The 21,060-nt window shown below is 59.7% G+C and carries 19 protein-coding genes and 1 tRNA gene; 13 read left to right on the plus strand and 7 right to left on the minus strand.

The genetic code is table 11. The features are described 5' to 3' along the window. Positions 1-66: 66 nt before the first annotated feature. The 5 genes from MRBLMR1_RS16075 (at position 67) to MRBLMR1_RS16095 (ending at position 3,718) form a co-directional block, all read left to right on the plus strand. Positions 67-195: a hypothetical protein gene (locus MRBLMR1_RS16075; protein WP_281388752.1), complete on the plus strand. Its 129-nt coding sequence runs from the start codon at positions 67-69 to the stop codon at positions 193-195. Positions 196-648: 453 nt separating this feature from the next. Continuing rightward, a complete protein-coding gene (rirA, locus tag MRBLMR1_RS16080) occupies positions 649-1,122 on the plus strand; it encodes an iron-responsive transcriptional regulator RirA (RefSeq protein WP_183823217.1) in 474 nt (157 codons plus the stop codon). A 173-nt stretch (positions 1,123-1,295) separates the two neighbouring features. After that, positions 1,296-2,327, plus strand: a complete 1,032-nt coding sequence (locus MRBLMR1_RS16085) for an AbrB family transcriptional regulator (protein ID WP_148148097.1) — start codon at positions 1,296-1,298, stop codon at positions 2,325-2,327. Between the two features lie 45 nt (positions 2,328-2,372). Further along, positions 2,373-2,894, plus strand: coding sequence for a gluconokinase (locus MRBLMR1_RS16090; RefSeq protein ID WP_500065261.1), 522 nt, complete (start codon positions 2,373-2,375; stop codon positions 2,892-2,894). Positions 2,895-3,061: 167 nt separating this feature from the next. Continuing rightward, on the plus strand, positions 3,062-3,718 hold the full coding sequence (locus tag MRBLMR1_RS16095; RefSeq protein ID WP_148148095.1) for a TetR/AcrR family transcriptional regulator: 657 nt from the start codon (positions 3,062-3,064) through the stop codon (positions 3,716-3,718). Between the two features lie 13 nt (positions 3,719-3,731). On the opposite strand, the gene MRBLMR1_RS16100 is transcribed toward MRBLMR1_RS16095, so the two are convergent. The 4 genes from MRBLMR1_RS16100 to prmB form a co-directional block, all read right to left on the minus strand. Beyond that, positions 3,732-5,036 carry an NAD(P)/FAD-dependent oxidoreductase gene (locus tag MRBLMR1_RS16100; protein ID WP_500065263.1) on the minus strand — a complete coding sequence of 435 codons (1,305 nt, stop codon included), beginning with the start codon at positions 5,034-5,036 and terminating at the stop codon, positions 3,732-3,734. 1 nt (position 5,037) lies between these two features. After that, complete coding sequence (locus MRBLMR1_RS16105) at positions 5,038-6,396, minus strand: glutamine synthetase family protein (RefSeq protein WP_148148093.1); 1,359 nt, start codon at positions 6,394-6,396, stop codon at positions 5,038-5,040. A 255-nt stretch (positions 6,397-6,651) separates the two neighbouring features. Next, the gene (locus MRBLMR1_RS16110; RefSeq protein ID WP_148148092.1) at positions 6,652-7,902 is read right to left on the minus strand and encodes an NAD(P)/FAD-dependent oxidoreductase; all 1,251 of its coding nucleotides are present in this window, start codon (positions 7,900-7,902) and stop codon (positions 6,652-6,654) included. 87 nt (positions 7,903-7,989) lie between these two features. Further along, positions 7,990-8,904, minus strand: coding sequence for a 50S ribosomal protein L3 N(5)-glutamine methyltransferase (gene prmB / locus MRBLMR1_RS16115; protein ID WP_148148091.1), 915 nt, complete (start codon positions 8,902-8,904; stop codon positions 7,990-7,992). Positions 8,905-9,252: 348 nt separating this feature from the next. Here prmB and MRBLMR1_RS16120 point away from each other — a divergent pair, with 348 nt between their 5' ends. Then, positions 9,253-10,077, plus strand: coding sequence for a pseudouridine synthase (locus MRBLMR1_RS16120; RefSeq protein ID WP_148148090.1), 825 nt, complete (start codon positions 9,253-9,255; stop codon positions 10,075-10,077). A gap of 109 nt (positions 10,078-10,186) precedes the next feature. Here MRBLMR1_RS16120 and MRBLMR1_RS16125 read toward each other — a convergent pair. Beyond that, a tRNA-Gln gene (locus tag MRBLMR1_RS16125) sits at positions 10,187-10,260 on the minus strand. Between the two features lie 238 nt (positions 10,261-10,498). Between MRBLMR1_RS16125 and MRBLMR1_RS16130 the strand changes: the two genes are divergently transcribed. Next, positions 10,499-12,250, plus strand: coding sequence for a Ppx/GppA phosphatase family protein (locus MRBLMR1_RS16130; RefSeq protein WP_148147393.1), 1,752 nt, complete (start codon positions 10,499-10,501; stop codon positions 12,248-12,250). After that, the gene (locus tag MRBLMR1_RS16135; RefSeq protein WP_148147392.1) at positions 12,247-12,987 is read left to right on the plus strand and encodes an RlmE family RNA methyltransferase; all 741 of its coding nucleotides are present in this window, start codon (positions 12,247-12,249) and stop codon (positions 12,985-12,987) included. The genes MRBLMR1_RS16130 and MRBLMR1_RS16135 overlap by 4 nt, the downstream gene beginning before the upstream one ends. Positions 12,988-12,990: 3 nt before the next feature. Here the strand turns inward: MRBLMR1_RS16135 and MRBLMR1_RS16140 are convergent, their stop codons facing one another. Continuing rightward, entirely contained in the window at positions 12,991-14,403 is a 1,413-nt protein-coding gene (locus tag MRBLMR1_RS16140) for an MFS transporter (protein WP_148147391.1), read from the minus strand. Between the two features lie 219 nt (positions 14,404-14,622). On the opposite strand from MRBLMR1_RS16140, the gene MRBLMR1_RS16145 reads away from it, so the two are divergent. The 5 genes from MRBLMR1_RS16145 (at position 14,623) to adhP (ending at position 20,033) form a co-directional block, all read left to right on the plus strand. After that, positions 14,623-15,627, plus strand: a complete 1,005-nt coding sequence (locus MRBLMR1_RS16145; RefSeq protein WP_183684969.1) for an MBL fold metallo-hydrolase — start codon at positions 14,623-14,625, stop codon at positions 15,625-15,627. Positions 15,628-15,816: 189 nt separating this feature from the next. Further along, positions 15,817-17,310 carry an IMP dehydrogenase gene (gene guaB / locus MRBLMR1_RS16150; RefSeq protein WP_148147389.1) on the plus strand — a complete coding sequence of 498 codons (1,494 nt, stop codon included), beginning with the start codon at positions 15,817-15,819 and terminating at the stop codon, positions 17,308-17,310. Positions 17,311-17,409: 99 nt separating this feature from the next. Continuing rightward, on the plus strand, positions 17,410-17,829 hold the full coding sequence (locus MRBLMR1_RS16155) for an MAPEG family protein (RefSeq protein ID WP_148147403.1): 420 nt from the start codon (positions 17,410-17,412) through the stop codon (positions 17,827-17,829). 141 nt (positions 17,830-17,970) lie between these two features. Further along, entirely contained in the window at positions 17,971-18,849 is an 879-nt protein-coding gene (locus MRBLMR1_RS16160) for a dienelactone hydrolase family protein (protein WP_148147388.1), read from the plus strand. A gap of 155 nt (positions 18,850-19,004) precedes the next feature. Next, positions 19,005-20,033, plus strand: coding sequence for an alcohol dehydrogenase AdhP (adhP, locus tag MRBLMR1_RS16165; RefSeq protein ID WP_148147387.1), 1,029 nt, complete (start codon positions 19,005-19,007; stop codon positions 20,031-20,033). 32 nt (positions 20,034-20,065) lie between these two features. On the opposite strand, the gene MRBLMR1_RS16170 is transcribed toward adhP, so the two are convergent. Beyond that, on the minus strand, positions 20,066-20,962 hold the full coding sequence (locus tag MRBLMR1_RS16170; RefSeq protein WP_148147386.1) for a hydrogen peroxide-inducible genes activator: 897 nt from the start codon (positions 20,960-20,962) through the stop codon (positions 20,066-20,068). Between the last annotated feature and the right edge of the window lie 98 nt (positions 20,963-21,060).

Genomic DNA, 21,060 nt, shown 5'->3' on the forward strand with positions numbered 1-21,060 from the left:
CTCACGAAAGGTTGACGTGGTCGCCAGTTGCCCTAATTTGACGCGGGTAGGAGTGGGAGTTGTATCATGGTCTACGAATGGGACGAAAAGCGTGCCCGTCGCGCGTATTTGGCGCGTGTTGGCCTGAGCATCCTGGCAATCACGATAACTCTGGGCGTTTCCGCAGCAATTGCTATCGCGATGTCTATCGGTTGAGCCATCTTCGCGGCATATTTCAATCATGTCAGACAAAGCCTGCTAATGACTTGGCGCGAACGGCATGCGGTGAAACAGGCGCGCGAAGCGTGTGAGTGGTTCGCTGGCGCAGCGCGTTTTTCCTGGTAGATGGTCTCAGAAGGCCTGCAATTTTCTCGCGAAAAACTTCCGGCGGTCGATCACTGCTGGTGCTGAACCTATTTGTCACAGCCTTGGTATGAATGTCATTTATCAAGGATCGTCCACTGGCGCGGGTGTAAGCAGATGGTAATCACCACCAGGAAAACCGCACCTAGTGGCTGCTTTATGTTGATTGTTTAATTCAGGATTTGCTTTTTTGTGTGTTCGGTGAATTAGTGCACTTGAAAACATGATCCCGATTTTCCTATTTTGGAATTGTTCAAAACTAGGGAAGCGTCTATATAGAGTTCTCTCGAGTCTTCGGAGACCATCATGCGCCTGACCAAACAGACCAATTATGCCGTAAGAATGCTGATGTATTGTGCAGCCAATCACGGCCATCTCAGCCGCATTCCGGAAATTGCCAGGGCATATGGCGTATCCGAACTGTTTCTGTTCAAGATCCTTCAGCCGCTCAACAAGGCTGGTCTGGTGGAGACCGTGCGTGGCCGTAACGGTGGTGTGAAGCTCGGCCGTGCTGCCGATAAGATCACCCTTTTTGATGTCGTGCGCGTCACGGAAGATAGTTTCGCAATGGCGGAATGTTTCGAGGACGATGGTGCGATCGAATGTCCTCTGGTCGATAGCTGCGGTCTCAACTCCGCGCTTCGCAAGGCGCTCAACGCCTTCTTCGACGTTCTGGCCGAATACACGATCGACGATCTGGTCAAGGCGCGCCCGCAGATCAACTTCCTTCTCGGCCTCGATGCCGTCGATATGAAGAAGGTTGTCGCCCCTGCGGCCTGATCTCACCAAGCTTTTTTGATGAGAAACGCCGGTCGCTCCGGCGTTTTTTGTTTCTGCTGACCGCACTTGGTTGACCTTCCTGCCGCAGTGGCTAGAACGAATTATGTCTTGCCATGCCGGCAGCCTGCCGTGTCGGTAGCCTGTTGCGCCGACAGGTATCAGGTCCGGTCTGTATGAATTTTCCTGAACTGCGCCAATTTTTTGTAACGTTGCTGATCGGAACTGCCGGCGCACTTATAGCCATCGCCATAGGCTTTCCGGCGCCCTATCTCATCGGACCGGCGCTTGCAGTCACCTTTGCTGGTCTAGCCGGACTTCGTCTGGGTGTCCCGCTTCTCGTCCGCAACGCCTGCTTCGTCATCATCGGCATATCGATGGGCTCGACAGTTACGCCGGAGATTTTTGTTGCGGCACGTACCTGGCCGCTCAGCTTCGTCATGGTCTTCGTGGCGATTGTCATCCTGCTTTTTTCCGCAGCCTGGGTGCTTCAGCGGCTGTTTCGTTACGATCGCACGACAGCGCTTCTTGCCGCATCGCCCGGCCATCTGGGTTATGTTCTGAGTCTCGCTGCCGAAATGCGCTGTGATCTTCGCGCCGTCAGCATTTCCCAGAGCGTGCGCGTGCTTGCGCTGACGATCAGTGTCCCGCTGATCGTTGAATTCTTTGATTTGGCCGACACCGACGTGATCGTGCTGCCCGACGCGATGAGCATGCCGATCCTCGTCGTGATGCTGATCGTTTCAGCCGGTTTCGGCCTGCTTTTCCAGCGTTGGAAGTTTCCCGCGGCCCTTTTGCTTGGCGGCGTTTTTGTCTCCATCTCCACCCATATCACCGGTTCCGTCTCCGGCACTGTCCCCAACTGGCTGCTGATCCCAATCTATGTTCTGCTCGGCTCGCTGATCGGTTCGCGCTTTTCCGGCCTGTCCTTCGCCGATCTGCGCCTCGCCATCGTTTCGGGTTTGGTCGTCACGGTCGTCGTCATGGCGCTTGCGGGGGGCATTGCCGTTATCGTCTCCTATTTCGCCAATGTGCCGCTGGATGCGGCGCTGATCGCGTTTTCTCCCGGCGGACTGGAAACCATGGCCGCCATGGCCGTCATGCTTCATGCCGATCCCACCTATGTCGGCGCTCATCATGTGCTAAGGCTGATGTTCCTGTCCGTGCTGATGCCGCTCGTCATCGGCAGGGATGCAAGATTGAAATAGAATTCGTCGCGTCAGATGCGCAAACACAAGCAGTGAGGAGAAGGAATGTCGAAGGCGATCATCGTCATGGGGGTTAGCGGCGCCGGTAAGACGTCGATTGCCAATCTTCTGGCAAGCCGTCTCGGCTGCAAGTTCGTCGAAGGAGATCGGCTGCATCCGGAGGCGAACGTCAAGAAGATGGCGGAAGGGACGCCGTTGACGGACGAAGATCGCTGGCCGTGGCTGGATATCATCGGCAACGAACTGAAGGCGGCCCGCTCTGTGGGCGAAGATATTGTCGTGACATGCTCGTCTTTGAAGAAGATCTATCGCGAAAGACTTCGATCCGCTGGCGGTGATTCGCTCTACTTCGTGTTCCTCAAAGGCTCGCCCGAGCTTTTGGCCTCCCGCATGGGCGCTCGTAAGGGTCACTTCATGCCGACCTCCTTGCTGCAAAGTCAGCTTGCAACGCTTGAAAGCCCGGAAGGTGAGGTCAATGTGGTGACCGTCGATATCGACGCTTCGGTTCCGCAAATCGTAGAGGATGCAATCGGCAGGCTGGAAAAACTCTGGCGGGAAAATAGTTGAGCGATATCTCGCCCGGAGCGACAATTCTTAGTGAATTAAACTTTTATTTACATTTTTTGTCCGGCTTGGTGATCTGAAACTGGTCTTTCTACGTATAACACTCAATTAGCGTTATCGGTTTCGCCGGTAGCGTTCGATCAATGAGTGTTGGGTGGAAAAGGGATCGCATGCAGGAGTCGAGCCATGGCGCGGGACGTGCCGCGCTTCGCCGGGTGCCGAAACAGGAAAGAAGTCGTGAGCGTATCGGCGAGATCCTGAAAGTCGCGAAGGAACTGATCGGTCAGAAGGGTATTGATGCCGTCACCATGAAGGAGATCGCAGCGCTTTCCGGCGGTCCCATCGCTTCGGTCTACCAATATTTTCCTAACAAGTCGGCCATCATCGCCATGCTCTATGAGCTCTATGTCGAAGAGGTTCGCGAGCTGATTGCTGGCCACGTCTCCCACATCGAAACCGCAGATGACGCCCTGAAGGCAACCGACGATCTGTTCGACATGTATTACGAGCGGATGCGCCAGGAACCGTCTACCCAGGACCTTCTGAATGCGATCCAGGCAGACAAGACGCTGGCCGATCTCGATATCGCCGAGACGCGGGCTCAGGCAGAGGGTTTCTATCAGCTCACCCGGCATTTCGTTGCCGAACCGCTGCGTGAAAGCTATGCGCAGACCCTGTTCGTCATGTTCCACATGGCCGGCGCCACCTTGCGCCTCGCACTGATGGTTCCGGCGGAAGCGGCGCAGATTTCGGCACAGTTCAAGTCGATCGTGCGAACCCACGCGACCTACTTCCTTAAGGGACATTTCCCGCAAGCAGCTGTGTGATGACTGGGCGTTCTCAGACGCCCAGTTTATCCCTTATCCCGTAATACCATGCACCGAGTGCCGTCAGCGGCACGCGGAACATCCGTCCGCCGGGGAAGGGCAGGTTGGGCATCGATGCCCAGACATCGAAACGCTCCGCATGGCCGGCCACGGCCTCGCCGAGTATCTTTCCTAGAAGATGCGTCGTTGTTACCCCATGGCCGCTGTCGCCATGGGAGAAATAGACCTTGTCCGACAGTTTCCCCATATGCGGAATACGCGTCAGCGTCAGCGCGAAATTGCCGCTCCAGGCATAGTCGATCTTCGTGTCCTTCAACTGCGGAAACGTCTTGAGCATGTTGGGACGGATCACGCCGGTCAGGTTTTTCGGATCGTTGCCGCCATAACCGATGCCGCCGCCATAAAGCAGCCGGTTGTTTGCGGTGCGGCGATAATAGTCGAGAATATAATTGGCATCCTCGACGCAGTAATTGGCCGGCAGCAGATCCTCGATCAGTGAGGACTCGAGTGGTTCCGTCACCATCACCTGGCTCGACACCGGCATCATCCGGCCATGTACCTGCGGGAAAAGCGGTGCCAGATAGGCATTGCCGCAGATCAGCACATAGGATGCCGTCACCGAGCCGCCGCCCGTGCTGACGACCGGACGCTTCCTGTCGGTATCGACCGCGATCACCCGCGAGCCTTCAAAAATCTTCGCACCCAGATTTTCCGCCGCGCGCGCCTCGCCAAGCACGAGGTTGAGCGGATGGATATGCCCGCCGAGCTTGTCGATCATCCCGCCCGCATAACGGTCGGTCCTTACATATTTGGCCACGTCGGCCTTGGACACCATTTCCAGCCCTGTATGGCCGTAACGTTCCCAGTCGGTCTTGTGATGCTCCATCTCGCGGATCTGCTTGTCGGTAAAGGCCGCAAAGAAACCGCCATGCTCAAGCTCGCAATCGATCGCATATTTGGTCACCCGCTCGCGGATGATATTGCCGCCTTCGAGCGACATCTTTCCAAGCTCGATCGCCTTGTCTTTCCCATAGCGCCCGGCAATCGTCTCCAGATCGCGGCTGTAACCGTTGACGATCTGCCCGCCATTGCGCCCGGATGCGCCAAAACCGATCCGCTCCGCTTCCAGCACAACGACCGAAAATCCGCGCTCCGAAAGCTCCAGCGCCGCCGATATGCCGGTAAAGCCGGCACCGATAATGCACACGTCAGTCTCGATATCGCCTGCAAGGTCAAGGCGCACGCGCTTGTCATTGGCGCTTGCCGCATACCAGGAGCCGGTATGGCCGGGATTGGTGGCGCTGTCTCGAAACGTCATCTCATACCGTCCTTATATAGGCGTCATATTCCACGTCGGTGACGCGCAGCGAAAACTCGGCCAGTTCCTGTGCCTTGCAGGCACTATAGAGCGACCGGTATTTCGGGCCGAGTGTGGCATAGGCGAAAGTGGATCGGGCAAACTGCCGCAGCGCATAGTCCCAGTTGGTCGGCAGCGGATCATGATTGATCGCGTGCTCGTCGCCGGTAATCGCACCGCCCGGATTACGCTTCTCCTTGATGCCGGAAAGCGCGGCATTGAGGATCATGGCGAGCGCCAGATACGGGTTCACGTCGGCACCCGCCACCCGATGCTCGATCCGCGTCGCAGGCTTCGAAGCCGTGATCACCCTGACCGCCGCAGACCGGTTGTCGAACCCCCAGGATGCATAGGTCGGCGCATGTTCCGATGGCCTCAAGCGCCGGTAGGAATTGGCATGTGGCGCAAACACCGCCATGCTCTCCCCCATATTCTCCAGCAACCCGCCGACCGAATGGAACAGCATTTCCGAAGGCCCGTCCTCGCCGGCATAGACATTGCGCCCGCTCTCGTCGATCAGCGAGAAATGCACATGCATGCCGCTGCCTGCCTGCATGCCATAGGGTTTAGCCATGAAGGTCGCATCGAGATCGTTCGCCCGTGCCACGCCCTTGACAATGCGCTTCAGAAGCACCGCATAATCTGCGGCTCTCAGCGCATCCGGCACATGGTTGAGATTGATCTCATACTGGCCCGGTCCGTTTTCACGCACCACCATGTCGGCCGGTATGCCTTGCGCCCGTGCCGCACTGGCAATGCCGTGGAACACATCCTCAAAATCCTGCAGTTCGGAGATCGAAAGCACCTGCGTCTGGCCCGTATGCCAGCGCCCCTCGCGCGAGTTCGGTGGCCTGACCGGATCGAGCGCCGAGCGCAGCGGGTCGATGAGATAAAATTCCAGTTCCGTCGCAACCACCGGCGTCAGCCCGATCTTCGCAAACCCTTTGAGCACATTGGCGAGCACCTGCCGCGGATCGCCGTAAAACCCGGAACCGTCCGGATCGCGCATGCCGAGCAGCACCTGCGCCGTCGGCCGGTTCAGCCAGTTGATCCGCGACAGCGTTCCGGGAATGGGAAAACATAGCCCGTCCGGATCGCCGGTTCCCTGCGCCAGTCCGGCGGCATTGACGTCCCGACCCCAGACATCGAGCGCATAGACCGAGCGCGGCATCGCCATGCCTTTGTCCAGCACGTCCAGCGCCCGTTCGCGCGGCACCCATTTTCCGCGCGGAACACCGTTCGCATCGATCACGAAGGCTTCGAGAACCTCGATATCGGGATTGGCATCGAAAAAGCTTTTGGCATTGGCAACATCATTCATGAAACACCAGAAAATCCAATCGAACCCAAGGCGAAAAACGCCCGTTCACGCCTGCAAAAAGGCCCGCTAACGATCGAGAAATCTGGCGTCGTAGATGAGATAACGTGCCATCGTCATGTCGGCCCGGCGGATCAGGGGCGATCATCCGGGCATCGTTCCCTTTGATTGTTCCACGAAGCCTAACCCGGCTTTTTGCCAAAAGCCAGCCCGGCCAAGGCGATCGCTCCTTAGGCCCAAAACCTCAGGCGCATAACCCTAGGCGTTGAAACGCTCCGGCCGATAGGCCGAAATGTCTATCAGCGTCTTTTCGCCCAAAATCGCCTCGGCGATCACCTGGCCGGTCACCGGCCCGAGCGTCAGCCCATGATGCGCATGGCCGAAGGCGAACCACAGGCCCTCATGCCGCGGTGCCTTGCCGATCACCGGCATCATGTCCGGCGTGCAGGGGCGCGCACCCATCCACGGCTCCTTGTCCAGCCTCTCGCCAAGCGGAAAGACCTGAGCCGCCACCGCTTCTGCACGTGCCAACTGCACCGGCGTTTTCGGCGCATCCCGGCGAGCGAATTCCGCCCCGGTCGTCAGCCGTATCCCCTGGTTCATCGGCGCCAGAAGATAACCGCGCTCCGCATCCAGCAGCCAGCCGTTGAGCACCGCATTGCCCTTGGGCGCATAATGCATGTGATAGCCGCGCTTCACCCCGACGAGGAAACTGTAACCGAGCGGCTTCGTCACCACGTCAGACCACGGCCCGAGCGCCACGACCACGTCCTTGGCTTCCACTGTGCCTTCCCCCGCCACGATCCGCCATCCGCTCGTGGTTTTCGAAAGGCTGCGTGCATCGCCTTTCAGCACCTTGCCGCCAAGCTTTTCGAACAGCCGCACATAGGCCTGGCTCAGTGCCAGCGGATCCTTCACCGACCACGGATCTTCCCAGCGCAATGCACCGGCGAAATCCCGGGAGAGATGTGGCTCTTTCGCCGCCAGATCGTCGGGCGAAAGCGCCTCGAACGCCACGCCGTATTCCTGCTTCAGCCTTTCGGCCTCGCGAAGCTCGCCATCCCGTTTGGCCGGTGTGCGAAAAAGCTCCGTCCAGCCATCCTTGGCGATCAGCGCCTGCGCGCCGGCTTCCTCGATCAGCTCGTTATGGGTGGAGATCGAATGCTCGATCAACGGCGCATAGGCGCGTGCGATCAGCTGGTGACGGGAAAGGTTCGAGTGCCACCAGTATTTTGCCAGGAAGGACGAGACGGAAGGGAGCGCCCGCCAGTGAAAATGCGAGTCGATCCGGTTGTTCATGGCGTTGCGCAATATCTGGCCGAACTGCTGCGGAAAGCCGTAAGGCACGACCCCCTCGCGTTGGATCAGCCCGGCATTGCCATAGGAAGTTTCGCGACCCGGCTCGCCGCGGTCGACAAGAACCACAGCCTTGCCGCGACGGGCAAGTTGCAAGGCGGTCGAAATGCCGACGATGCCGGCTCCAAGTACGATGACATCCGCAGCCGCCATGATCTTTCGTCTCCACACTCAACCATCACCGGAACATGCCGCCCCGTTGATCGCTGCGCAAACGAAAAATGTCGAAATGGCGGTGGTTTAACCCTTCAGCGCCTCGGCCGAAATCCAGAAGACGGCATCCTGCGATTCAGCCGTTTCCAGCCAGAGGAATTCCAGATGCGGATATTCCTCCTCGAGAATTTCCCGGCCCGAGCCGATCTCGCAGATCATCCCGCCTTCCGGGTTGAGATAGTCGCCGGCCTGCTCAAGGATCTGGCGCACCAGATCGAGCCCATCCTCGCCGCCATCATGCGCCATTGCCGGCTCCGCCTGATGCTCTGCCGGAAAACCGGCCATCGAGGCATGATCCACATAGGGCGGATTGGTGATGATCAGATCATAGGTCTTGCCCTTGAGCGGCGCAAACAGATCGCCCTGATGGAGCGAAACCTGCTCCTGAACCTCATGTTCGGCCACGTTGATCTTCGCCACTTCCAGCGCATCGGCCGAAAGATCGACCGCATCGATCGCCGCATTAGGGAAGAACTTTGCCGCCAGCACCGCAAGGCAGCCAGAACCGGTGCAGATATCGACGGCAGTTTCCACCGCAAACGGATCAGGCAGATAGGCCGAACCCTGTTCGCCCAGATATTCGGAAAACAGGATCTCGCCGATATGCGACCGCGGCACGATCACCCGCTCGTCGACATGGAAGCGTACGCCCTGGATATAGGAATGGCCGGTAATATAGGACGAAGGCTTGCGCGTCGTCACCCGCGTCTCGATCCGCTCGGCCAGCAGCTTGCGCTCGGAGGTGAGAAGCCGCGCATCGAGAAACGGATCGAGCGCATCGATCGGCAGGTTGAGTGAATCGAGCAGCAGAAACGCCGCATCGTCCCCGGCCGTCGTCGTGCCGTGGCCGTAACCCAGCTCCGCCGCATTGAAACGGGAAATCGCATAACGCCAGTAATCGCGCAGCGTCACGAGGTCTGTCGTAATGTTATCCTGGCTCACCGGCGTCTCTCTTCGTCACAACTGGGTTTGGCAATTGGGTTTTGATCACATCCGGACCATATAGGACTGGACGAAGCCGGGCATAGAATGGCAAGGGCGGATGGGTCAACAGGGAAGGCTGGACAAGACCGGTCCTGACCGTCCCGCAAGGCAAATGGTTCTACGTAGCTGTTTAACCGAGACTAGAAATAGAGCGTGTCGGTGCCGCTTGTGATCTCCCCACTTGTGGGGGGCTCGAAGAGCGGGCAGAGACAAGTGGCTCTGCCCCGGCAGCCGGCAGGCCAGAGGGCGCGCCGCAAACTCAGAGTCGAGCGAAGGCGTGATCGCCTGCGCAGGAACAATGTGGAAATGAACGAAAAGCCCCAACGCCCCAAACCAACACAGAACCGTCGGTCGCCGGCGGCCCCCGCCCGAAAACCCGCCGCGCCATCCTCCGGCAAACGCGTCACGCTCCCGCGTGCCTTGTCGAAACTCGGCTTCTGCTCACGCACGCAAGCCGAGGATCTCATCCGCGCCGGCCAAGTCAGCGTCAACGGCCGCACCGTCACCGATACGGAAGCCTGGATCGACCTCGACACCGCAAAGCTCGCCGTCGATGGCAGAGAGGTCGCGGCCGAAGCCCCGGTCTATCTGATGCTCAACAAACCCCGCGGCCTCGTCACCACCCGCCATGACCCCGAAGGCCGCCCGACCGTCTTCGATTGCCTGAAATGCCACGACCACACCCACCTCTCCCCTGTCGGTCGGCTCGACAAGGCGAGCGAGGGCCTTCTCCTCTTCACCAACGACACCCAATTCGCCAATGCGTTGCTCGATCCCGAAACCCATGTGCCGAAAACCTATCACGTCCAGATCGACACGCTCGTCGACGACGCGATGCTGGAGGCAATGACGAAAGGTATCGATCAGGACGGCGAAACCTTAAAAGCCCGCCGCGCGATAAAGCTGCGCGAAGGCGAAAAGAATTCCTGGCTGGAGATCGAACTGGACGAAGGCAAGAACCGCCACATCCGCCGCATGCTCGAACACCTCGACATAACCACGCTGCGCCTCATCCGCGTCGCGATCGGTAATCTCGCTCTGGGTGATCTGGATAAGGGGGCAGTGCGTGCGTTGAGCGAGGCGGAGCTTGATGGGCTGAGGGTCCAGTCCGCCGCTGCGCCGAAGCGTTAAGCCAGCTTCTGTGCAGCGATTCGACATAGGCTATCAAGTCTGCGGATATGATTAGCAATCATGACACGCAATCAAAACGCCAACAAAAACATAATCTTCTAGAGAAAATTGGCTGGGGAACCTGGATTCGAACCAAGATTAACGGAGTCAGAGTCCGTCGTTCTACCGTTGAACTATTCCCCAGCAGGAAGCGGCGCTTGGCCGGTTCGTCGGTGTGCGGCGCTTATAGCCAAACCTTCGCGACTTGCAAATAGTTTTTTCCGAAAAATTTGCAGCATGTTGCATCAGCCACTTTTGGTCGCCGTTCGGAAAAAGACATTGGCGAATTGCGCTTGCGCTGTTATCCTTGCAGCAACGAAGCAATCAGACGCAGCAGCACGCCTTTTGGAGGCGGTGCGCCGCGAAATGGATAGAACGACCAATGGACCCCGATAGCGGCCGTATGCCGCCAGATGGCGGGGCGTCGGCCGGAGAGCGTGGGGCGCAAAAGCGGCCCCGTCGCAGGAAAGGGAAGCGCGGCGGCAAAAACCGCAATGCGAACACTTCCCAACACGCGTCATCGGCCGTTCAGGCTGACCCGGCCGCGCGCCCAGAAAAAAAGCAGGACTCGTCAAGACAGGACGTGGCTAAACGCGATGCCGGGAAATCGGATGTCGCCAAGCAGGATCAGCCTGCGCGCAAACGCAAGCGCAGGCGCTCCAGATCTCATTCCGGTGCATCGTCCGATCATATGTCACAGGCTGCAGCTGGTGCTTCAGGGCATTCCGGTGGCAAGCCGCATGTCGATGCTCGAAGCGGATCATCTCATTCGGCAGGTGCATCGAATGCCGGCGCAGGCGCGCAGCAGCCCCATCATGCGGGTGGCGAAGGCGCATCGAGGAATGAGGGCAAAAATCACGGCGGCCAGTCTCATGGTGGCCAGGCTCACAGCGGTCAGTCTCATGGCGGCAGAGGGCGGGACCGGCGCAAGAAGAACCGGGCCGGTCGCGGCCTTCAGGGGCGCCCCCTCACACAGGCAAAAGGCGCTCTGAACGGTGTTTCGCAGCCTGCGTTGACGCGGGCGATGTCTTCTTCCGAGCAGGGCAGCAGCATCACCCCGGCCCTGCAGTCGGTCGACGTGACGCTTCCCTTCCACGACGATCTTTATGCCGCGCTCGATCTCGGCACCAACAATTGCCGCCTCCTGATCGCCCAGCCGACGCGCCCCGGCCATTTTCGCGTCGTCGATGCGTTCTCGCGCATCGTGCGTCTGGGGGAGGGGCTTGCAGCCACCGGCCGGTTGTCGAACGACGCGATGGACCGCGCCGTCGAGGCTTTGCGCATTTGTGCCTTGAAGCTCGCCGCCAAGCCGATCCGCAAGATGCGGTTGATCGCAACCGAAGCCTGCCGCGCTGCCGCAAACGGCGAGGAATTTTTGGCGCGGGTGACTGCCGAAACCGGTCTTGAGCTGGAGATCATCGATCGTGAGACAGAGGCGCGTCTTGCCGTTTCCGGCTGCTCCTCGCTTGTGGGGCGTGAGGCGCGTTCTATCGTGCTGTTCGATATCGGCGGTGGCTCGTCGGAAATTGCCGTCATCCGCATCGCCGACAATCGCTCATCGCGGCTTGCCAACCATATCACGCACTGGACGTCGCTGCCCGTCGGCGTCGTCACTCTGTCGGAGCGTTATGGTGGTCGCGATGTGACGCCGGATGTCTTCGAGGCGATGATCTGCGAGGTTCAGGGCATGCTGGCAAAATTCGATTGCCCGCCGCCTGAAGCAGGTGGCAACGGCAGCGACTACGATTTCCATCTCATCGGCACATCGGGCACGGTGACGACGCTTGCCGGGGTCCATCTCGACCTGCCGCGTTATGATCGACGCCGGGTCGATGGCCTCTGGTTGTCGGATGCGGAAGTCTCCGCCATGCAGGCAAAGCTGCTTTCCTGGGATTTCGCCGGGCGTGCCGCCAATCCCTGCATCGGGCCGGACAGGGCGGATCTCGTGCTTGCCGGCTGCGCGATTCTTGAGGCGATCCGCAGGCGTTGGCCAAGCCCCAGAATGCGGGTTGCCGATCGCGGGCTGCGCGAAGGTCTTTTGACAGATATGATGGCCGATGATGGCGTCTGGCGGCGTGTGCGCTCGCGCAGATCGGGTTCGACAGGTTCCGGAGAGGTTTTGAGACGGCGATGACGAAGACACCGGTCGGAATAAACAGAACGGGCAGAAAGCTCGGCCAGAAGGTCAAGAAGGGCAAGCTTAAGGCGTCTTCGCGCCGCTGGCTGGAGCGCCATATCAACGATCCTTACGTGCAGAGGGCAAAGCTCGAGGGCTATCGCGCTCGCGCCGCCTTCAAGCTGCTCGAGATCGATGAAAAACACCAGATCCTGAAAGGCGCCCGCCGCATCATCGATTTGGGCGCAGCACCTGGCAGCTGGTCGCAGATCGCCGCCAAGGTGACGAACTCGACGGATGAGGATCCGCGCGTGGCCGCCATCGACTTTCTGGAGGTCGATCCCTTGCCGGGCGTAAAAATCCTGCAGCTCGATTTTCTCGATGACAGCGCGCCTGCGCTTTTGAAGGAAGCGATCGGCGGCGTGCCGAACCTTGTGCTTTCCGATATGGCGGCGCCGACGACCGGCCATCACCGGACCGACCATTTGCGCACCATGCATTTGTGCGAGGTCGCGGCGCATTTCGCCATCGAGGTTCTGGCCGAAGGCGGCCACTTCCTGGCCAAAACCTTCCAGGGCGGCACGGAAAAGGATCTGCTTGATCTCCTGAAGAAGAACTTCAAGCAGGTCATCCATGTGAAGCCCGCGTCGTCGCGTCAGGAGTCGGTCGAGATGTTCCTGCTCGCCAAGCACTTCAAGGGACGCAGGGCAGAGGATGCCGACGCCGAAGTCGTTTCCGAGACGTCTGACGACTGATCCTTATTCTCCCGCTTCCGGCTGCACGTCAGCCGGTCGCCGGCCCCGGTGGCCGGAAACATCGGCGCCTGTCAGCGGATCGAGCTTGATGAGCGGAATGATCGAAAACAGCGAGACGGCTGCCACGATGAAGAAGGCAAGGTGAAAATCTGAAAGCTGCAGATGGCTGCCTGAAAACATCGACGACATTTCCAGGATGAAGGCGGCAAAGGCGACGCCAAGCGCAAGGCTGACCTGCTGCAGCGCAGATGCCATGGAGGTCGCCTGGCTCGCCAGTTCGTCGGAAATCTCCGAATAACCGAGTGCGTTGACGCCGGTAAAGAACAACGAGCGGAACAGGCCTGCCGCCAGAAGCGCACCGATGATCCAGATATGCGGCGTCTCGGGCGTGAAGAACCCGTTCACCGCCGTCATGGCTGCGCCGAGAACGCCGGCGACCATAAGCGCCGTGCGGAAGCCGGTGACGGCAAATACCCGCCGCGCCATGAACTTCACGGTCAGCGCACCGATCGCACCTGAAAAAGTGATAAGGCCGGATTGGAACGGATTGAGTCCGAAACCGAGCTGCAACATCAGCGGCATCAGAAAGGGGATGGCACCGGTGGCAATCCGAAACAGCGTGCCACCCGTTGTCGATGCCCTGAATGCCCGGTCGTTGAAGATCTGCAGGTTCAGGATCGGGTGAGGGTGCAGCCTTGCGTGACGCACATAAAGAAAGCAAGCGGCAAAGCCTGCAAGCGTAGCACTGATTCCGACTGCGGGCGGCAGTGCCGGCAGGCCGATTACCGAAAGCCCGAAGACGACGCCGGAGGCCGCGACGGATGTCAGCAGGAAGCCAGTCCAGTCCATCCTGGCAGTTCCCATCGGCGGCACTTCGGGCAGGTATCTGCCGGTGAGGTAAAGGCCGATCACCCCGATCGGCACATTGATGATGAAGATCCAGTGCCAGGAAAAATAGGTCGTAATGAAGCCACCGATCGGCGGCCCCGTCAGCGGTCCGACAAGCGCCGGTATGGTCAAAAGCGCCATGGCGGAAACGAGATCGCTGCGCTTGGTGGTGCGCAGCAGAACCAGGCGCCCGACCGGCGTCATCATTGCCCCGCCCATGCCCTGTAGAAAACGTGACATGACGAACTGGACGACAGAATCGGAGATCGCGCAGAGGATCGATCCGATGATGAATACGCAGATCGCCAGCCGGAACACCTTCTTCGCGCCGAACCGGTCCGACATCCATCCGCTGATCGGGATGAACATCGCAAGCGCCACCATATAGGAGGTTAGCGCCAGCTTGAGTGTGATCGGGCTGACGCCGAGATCATTGGCGATTGTCGGAAGTGCGGTGGCGATCACAGTCGAATCCATGTTCTCCATGAACAGGGCGACAGCGAGGATGAGTGGAATAATACGATTCATGGAGACGGATGCCGTTATCTGACAGGCCCGAGGGACAAGAGGCCTGTAAACCTCCAAAGCCGTTCTGCCAATGGACGTTCCGCGCCTTTTGTTCATCGCATTGGTCGGGCGAGGTGTCACGTCTGCGTGAAAACGCGATTTTGACCCCTGATCATCGTCAACTTTTCGCTCGGGCGCGCTAACTTCGCGTCGACATCATTCGTCATGAGGGAACGGGATATGGCTGGAAACGGTATCGGAAGAAGAACTTTGCTGGGCACTGCGGGCTTCACGGTCCTCGCTGCACCGGCAATCATCGGCAACCGGGCGGCCTTCGCCCAGGACAGCAGCAAAGCGAGCAGCAATTTGGCAATCGATCGCGTTACCCCGCCCGATCTTCATAAGTTCAAGGTAGGCAGTTTCGAGGTTCTCGTCGTCAAGGATGGCGCTCGTCCGTCTGGCGTGCCGAACGAAACCTTCGGCACCAACCAGTCCGCTGAAACCGTCGGCGCGCTTCTGTCTGACAATTTTTTGCCGACAGACCAGTTCGTCAACGGCTTCTCGCCGACCCTGATCGACACCGGTTCTGACGTTATCCTGTTCGATACCGGTTTCGGCCAGTCCGGTCATGCACAGGGCGCAGGCCGCCTGATCGAAGGTATGGCCGCTGCCGGTTACATGCCGGCCGACGTAACCATCGTCGTCCTGACCCATCTACACGGCGACCATATCGGCGGCCTGATGGAAAATGGAAAACCTGCCTTCGAGAATGCCCGTTATGTCGTCGGCCAGAAGGAATACGATTTCTGGAGCGATACTGCACGTGTCGGCACACCTGCCGAAGGTGGGCACAAGGGCGTGCTTGCCAACGTCAAGCCGCTTGCCGAAAAGATCACCTTCATCGGTGATGGCGCCGATGTCGTCTCCGGCATCACCAGCATGGCAGCTTTCGGCCACTCGCCGGGCCACATGATCTTCAACGTCGAATCCGCCGGCAAGCGCCTGATCCTGACGGCCGACACGGCAAACCATTTCGTGCTGTCGCTGCAGCGCCCGGATTGGGAAGTGAAGTTCGACATGGACAAGGCCGCCGCCGCCGCAACCCGGAAGAAGGTGTTCGACATGGTCGCCACCGACAAGGTCGCCTTCCTCGGCTACCACATGCCTTTCCCGGCCGTCGGCTACGCCGAAAAGCAGGAGACCGGTTACCGCTTCGTGCCGAAGAGCTATCAGTTCGATATCTGATCGTTTTCTGCGCACAGCATATGAGCTATGCAAACCCGGGTGGGCTGCCTCCCGGGTTTTTTCTATTCCCTTGTTGTCATGAACGTGTTACCAGCCCTCGCCAACTTCCATGTATTTCATGCAGAAGCAACCGGATGAAGGATTTCCTTTTCCCGGAGGATTCTGTCTATCCAACTGAAGGAACTGGCAATGGCACGCATCGTAATCTCGGCAACCGGCGCGGAAGCGCTAACCTTTGACGACGTGCTTCTCCAGCCGGGGCACTCGGAAATCATGCCGGGTCAGACCAATATTTCCACCCGCATCGCCAAGGATATCGACCTTTCGCTGCCGATCCTGTCCTCGGCCATGGATACGGTCACAGAAAGCCGTCTGGCCATCGCCATGGCGCAGTCGGGCGGCATGGGCGTCATCCACCGCAACCTGACCCCGATCGAGCAAGCCGAAGAAGTCCGTCAGGTCAAGAAGTTCGAAAGCGGCATGGTCGTCAATCCGGTCACGATCGGCCCGGATGCGACGCTGGCAGAAGCTCTGTCGCTGATGAAGGCCCATGGCATTTCCGGCATTCCGGTCGTCGAAAACGGCGGTCGTCCGGGCCGTCTGGTCGGTATTCTCACCAACCGCGACGTCCGTTTCGCCTCCGATCCGAACCAGAAGATTTTCGAACTGATGACCCGCGACAACCTGATCACGGTCAAGGATGGCGTCGAGCAGGCCGAGGCCAAGCGCCTTCTCCATTCGCACCGTATCGAAAAGCTGCTGGTTGTCGATAATGAAGGCCGCTGCATCGGTCTCATCACCGTCAAGGACATCGAAAAGTCTCAGCTGAACCCGAACGCCGCCAAGGACGCTCAGGGCCGTCTGCGTGCCGCCGCCGCCATCTCCACCGGCGACGATGGTGTCGAGCGCGCCGAGCGCCTGATCGATGCGGGCGTCGATGTCATCGTCGTCGATACCGCCCACGGTCATTCCCAGAAGGTTCTGGATGCCGTTGCCCACGTCAAGAAGATGTCGAACGCCATTCGCATCATCGCCGGCAATGTCGCTACCGCCGAAGGCACCAAGGCACTGATCGATGCCGGCGCAGACTGCATCAAGGTCGGTATCGGCCCGGGCTCGATCTGCACCACCCGCGTTGTCGCAGGCGTCGGCGTTCCGCAGCTCGCAGCCGTCATGGCGGCAGTCGAGGAAGGCAACAAGCACGGTATCCCGGTCATCGCCGATGGTGGCCTGAAGTTCTCGGGCGACGTCGCCAAGGCGATCGCCGCCGGCGCCTCCGCCGTCATGGTCGGCTCGCTTCTGGCCGGTACCGATGAAAGCCCGGGCGAAGTTTACCTCTACCAGGGCCGTTCCTTCAAAGCCTATCGCGGCATGGGCTCCGTCGGCGCCATGGCGCGCGGCTCGGCAGACCGTTACTTCCAGGCGGAAGTGCGCGACACGCTGAAGCTCGTTCCGGAAGGCATCGAAGGTCAGGTTCCGTACAAGGGCCCGGTCTCGGCCGTGCTGCACCAGCTCGCCGGTGGCCTCAAGGCTGCCATGGGTTATGTCGGCGGCAAGGACATCAAGGACTTCCAGGAAAAGGCGACCTTCGTGCGCATTTCGGGCGCTGGTCTTCGCGAAAGCCATCCGCATGGCGTGACCATCACCCGCGAAAGCCCGAACTATCCGGGCGTCAGCTCGTAAAGAGTTGAAGCATCTCCACCGATTTCAGGCGGGCCGGGCATTTTGCCCGGCCCGTTTTCGTGCCAGAAGGTCGGGAAGATTGTAGGAGTATTGCCGATGATGACCGACACGACCGCCATGTTCTGGCCAATGATTGCCCACGCTTTTCTGGTCTTCATCCTCTATTATCTGCTGTCGATGCGCCGCGGCGCAGCCATCCGCGACGGCGGTTACGATGCGCGGCAGTTCAAGGAGAACTTGTCAGAGCCGACTGAGAGCCTGCTGGTCCATAACAACCTGAAGAACCAGTTCGAGCTGCCGATGCTTTTTCACGCCGGCGTGCTGGCGATCTTCATCTGCAATGCCGACAACATCATCACCATTGTACTCGCCTGGATCTTCGTCATCTCGCGTTACGCGCATTCCTATGTCCACATCACCAGCAACCGGCTGCTTCTGCGCCGCCCGCTGTTCATGCTCGGCTTCATGGTGACAGTGTTGATGTGGGGCTGGCTGGCGATTTGGCTCGCCACGTCCTGAGGCGGGTCCGCTCTCACGCACCAATCTTTTTAACGCACCAATTTCTTCACGCATAAGTGTAGCGCGGCCCTTCCGCGCTTCATCGCCTTGTCGGAGGGCCGCCCTAACTTTGCACGAAGCGTAGCGAGAGGAGCAGGCATCATGGACAAGGAGCCAAAAGTCACCCAGGCGATGATCAACGCCTATGACGAATATACCCATCTCCATCTCGACCGACGCAAGTTCATGGAACGGCTGACCGCACTCGCAGGGTCCGGCGCCGCAGCGGCCGCCATCGCCCCCATGCTCGCCGCCAATGGCGCCCGCGCCGCCATGGTCGAGGCAAGCGACGACCGGCTGACGACCGAAAACGTCACTTTTCCCGGTTCGACCGGCGACATGAAAGCCTATTGGGCCCGTCCCAAATCCGCGACCGGCCCGCTCGGCTCCATCATCGTCATCCACGAAAACCGCGGCCTCAACGACCATATCCGCGATGTCGCCCGCCGCGCGGCGCTGGAAGGCTTCAACGCGCTTGCGGTGGATTTCCTCTCTCCTCTCGGCGGAACACCCGCGGATGAGGACAAGGCGCGCGAGATGTTTTCCACCCTTGCGCCGGCACAGACTGCCGCTGATGGCGAAGCGGCGCGTGCCTGGCTTTCGAAACATGAAGGCGCCAACGGAAAAGTCGGTGCTGTTGGCTTCTGCTGGGGTGGTGGCCTCGTCAACCGCATGGCGGTCAACTCGCCGGAGCTTAATGCCGGCGTCGCCTACTATGGACAACAGGCACCGGCGGCGGATGTGCCAAAAATCAAGGCGCCGCTGATGTTGCATTACGGCGGCCTCGACGAGCGCATCAATGCCGGCATCCTCGCCTATCGCGAGGCGCTGGAAAAGAACGGCAAGACCTTCGAGCTCTTCGTCTACGAGGGCGTCAACCACGCCTTCAACAACGACACCTCGGCCGCCCGTTATGACAAGGCAGCCGCAGATCTCGCCTGGAGCCGAACGACCGACTTTTTCAGGAAGTATCTTAGCTGACACCAATCTTGCCACACACAAGTGTAGCAGCCTTGCGACAGAAGCGGCGGCGGCAAACCCGCCGACGTTGACATGTGTCAGTTCGGCTTCTTTTCTCTCCACGGTTGCGGCGAGCAAGCGCTCAGCCGAATGTCATCGCTTGTGAGGAGGATGAAATGGCATCAACAATGAAGGCCGCCGTCGTACGGGCATTCGGAAAGCCGCTCGTCATCGAGGAAGTGGCGATCCCCGATCCAGGCCCGGGTCAGGTCCTGATAAAATACGAAGCAACAGGTGTCTGCCACACCGATCTTCATGCCGCCAATGGCGATTGGCCGGTCAAGCCCAATCCCCCCTTCATTCCCGGCCATGAGGGTGTCGGCTATGTCGCAAAGCTCGGCGCCGGCGTCTCCCGTATCAAGGAAGGCGATCGCGTCGGCGTGCCGTGGCTGCACACCGCCTGCGGCGCGTGCTCGCCTTGCCGCACCGGCTGGGAAACGCTCTGCGGCAGCCAGCAGAATACCGGTTATTCCGTCAACGGCACGTTTGCGCAATATGGTCTGGCCGATCCGGATTTCTGCGGCCGCCTGCCGGATAATCTCGAATTCGGCGCAGCCGCTCCCGTGCTCTGCGCCGGCGTCACCGTCTACAAGGGCCTGAAGGAAACTGAGGTCCGGCCCGGCGAATGGGTGGTCATCTCCGGCGTTGGCGGCCTCGGCCATATGGCTGTTCAGTATGCCAAGGCCATGGGCATGCATGTTGTGGCCGCCGATATTTTTGATGAAAAGCTGGATCTGGCGAAAAAGCTTGGCGCAGACATCACAGTCAATGGCCGCGATGCCGATGCCATCGAGCAGGTGCAGAAGGCGACCGGCGGCGTGCATGGCGCGCTGGTTACCGCCGTTTCGCCCAAGGCGATGGAGCAGGCCTACGGCTTCCTGCGCTCCAGGGGCACGATGGCGCTGGTCGGCCTGCCACCCGGTTATATCTCGCTGCCGGTCTTCGATACGGTTCTGAAGCGGATCACCGTGCGTGGCTCCATTGTCGGCACCCGCCAGGATCTTGAGGAATCGCTGGTCTTTGCTGGGGAAGGCAAGGTTGCCGCGACTTTCTCTTGGGACAAGCTGGAAAACATAAACGCCATTTTCCACCGCATGGAAGAGGGCAAGATCGACGGCCGTGTCGTCCTGGACCTCGCGGCCTGATCCAAGATCGGGTGAGGGGCGCTCAGCGCCCCTCATTTCTGCTTCGGGGCTGTCTCGATAATCGCTGCCGCCAAGGCAGACATGTCCTCTGAACGCCCGCTGGATTTTCGCCATATCAATCCGATCTCGCGAGATGGTGCGGGATCGGCAAACGGCACGATTATCAGGTTGTTTCGGGCGGTTTCCGAGGCAAGCGCCATTTCGGGGATCAACGTCATTCCCATGTCATGGGATACCATCTGCAGCAGCGTCGCCATTGAGGTTGCGCCAAAATTGACGAGGCTTCTTTTCCCGGCCGCGCTGCAGACGGCAAGCGCCTGATCGCGCAGGCAGTGCCCTTCTTCGAGCAGCAGCAGCCGGTCGGCATCCACCTGGTTTTCCGTCATCGGCGAGGTCAGCACCTCACGGTCATTCTTCGCCATCGCCATGAAGAACCGGTCGGCGAACAAGGGCCTGACCTCAAGCGTCTCTGCTTCCACCGGCAGCGCCGCGATCACCGCATCCAGCCGCCCGTCGAGAAGTTCGGCAACCAGCCGGTCGGTCACTGTTTCCTTCAGCTCAATCTCGATTTCCGGATAGGCTTGACGCAGATACGGGATCAGTTTCGGCACAAGATAGGGCGCGACCGTCGGAATGATGCCGATGCGGATCGGCCCGGCCAGCACACCGCTCTTGCGCCTCGCCGTCTGTTCCAGTTCGTCGACCGCGCCAAGAATGACGCGGATGCGCGACAATACCGCCTCGCCCTTGGCGGTCAGAAGCACGCCGGCGCGATTGCGCTCCACCAGCTGCGCGCCCAGATGATCTTCCATTTCCATGATCTGGGTCGAAAGCGCCGGCTGGCTGACATGCACCATCGCCGCCGCCTTGCCGAAATGCCGCGTGGCAGCCAGCGCCTCGAAATACCGCATCTGGCGAAGTGTAAGCATGATAGGAAATTCCGATCGAACGGCGGCGATGCCACACCTCAAGATTATGATATGAGGGTATTTTCTTCAACCGTTTGCAGCCGCGTTGGAAAATGAAA

Source organism: Neorhizobium sp. LMR1-1-1.1 (genome assembly GCF_040675795.1).
GTDB lineage: Bacteria > Pseudomonadota > Alphaproteobacteria > Rhizobiales > Rhizobiaceae > Neorhizobium > Neorhizobium cellulosilyticum.

Excerpts from the sequence above, each read along its gene's own strand:
- MRBLMR1_RS16085 (WP_148148097.1), top strand. The coding sequence starts at position 1,296 with ATGAATTTTCCTGAACTGCGCCAATTTTTTGTAACGTTGCTGATCGGA.
- MRBLMR1_RS16135 (WP_148147392.1), top strand. The coding sequence starts at position 12,247 with ATGACGAAGACACCGGTCGGAATAAACAGAACGGGCAGAAAGCTCGGC.
- adhP (WP_148147387.1), top strand. The coding sequence starts at position 19,005 with ATGGCATCAACAATGAAGGCCGCCGTCGTACGGGCATTCGGAAAGCCG.
- MRBLMR1_RS16130 (WP_148147393.1), top strand. The coding sequence starts at position 10,499 with ATGGACCCCGATAGCGGCCGTATGCCGCCAGATGGCGGGGCGTCGGCC.
- guaB (WP_148147389.1), top strand. The coding sequence starts at position 15,817 with ATGGCACGCATCGTAATCTCGGCAACCGGCGCGGAAGCGCTAACCTTT.
- MRBLMR1_RS16110 (WP_148148092.1), bottom strand. The coding sequence starts at position 7,902 with ATGGCGGCTGCGGATGTCATCGTACTTGGAGCCGGCATCGTCGGCATT.
- MRBLMR1_RS16160 (WP_148147388.1), top strand. The coding sequence starts at position 17,971 with ATGGACAAGGAGCCAAAAGTCACCCAGGCGATGATCAACGCCTATGAC.
- MRBLMR1_RS16155 (WP_148147403.1), top strand. The coding sequence starts at position 17,410 with ATGACCGACACGACCGCCATGTTCTGGCCAATGATTGCCCACGCTTTT.
- MRBLMR1_RS16140 (WP_148147391.1), bottom strand. The coding sequence starts at position 14,403 with ATGAATCGTATTATTCCACTCATCCTCGCTGTCGCCCTGTTCATGGAG.
- MRBLMR1_RS16095 (WP_148148095.1), top strand. The coding sequence starts at position 3,062 with ATGCAGGAGTCGAGCCATGGCGCGGGACGTGCCGCGCTTCGCCGGGTG.
- rirA (WP_183823217.1), top strand. The coding sequence starts at position 649 with ATGCGCCTGACCAAACAGACCAATTATGCCGTAAGAATGCTGATGTAT.
- MRBLMR1_RS16145 (WP_183684969.1), top strand. The coding sequence starts at position 14,623 with ATGGCTGGAAACGGTATCGGAAGAAGAACTTTGCTGGGCACTGCGGGC.
- MRBLMR1_RS16170 (WP_148147386.1), bottom strand. The coding sequence starts at position 20,962 with ATGCTTACACTTCGCCAGATGCGGTATTTCGAGGCGCTGGCTGCCACG.
- MRBLMR1_RS16090 (WP_500065261.1), top strand. The coding sequence starts at position 2,373 with ATGTCGAAGGCGATCATCGTCATGGGGGTTAGCGGCGCCGGTAAGACG.
- MRBLMR1_RS16105 (WP_148148093.1), bottom strand. The coding sequence starts at position 6,396 with ATGAATGATGTTGCCAATGCCAAAAGCTTTTTCGATGCCAATCCCGAT.
- MRBLMR1_RS16120 (WP_148148090.1), top strand. The coding sequence starts at position 9,253 with ATGAACGAAAAGCCCCAACGCCCCAAACCAACACAGAACCGTCGGTCG.
- MRBLMR1_RS16100 (WP_500065263.1), bottom strand. The coding sequence starts at position 5,036 with ATGACGTTTCGAGACAGCGCCACCAATCCCGGCCATACCGGCTCCTGG.
- MRBLMR1_RS16075 (WP_281388752.1), top strand. The coding sequence starts at position 67 with ATGGTCTACGAATGGGACGAAAAGCGTGCCCGTCGCGCGTATTTGGCG.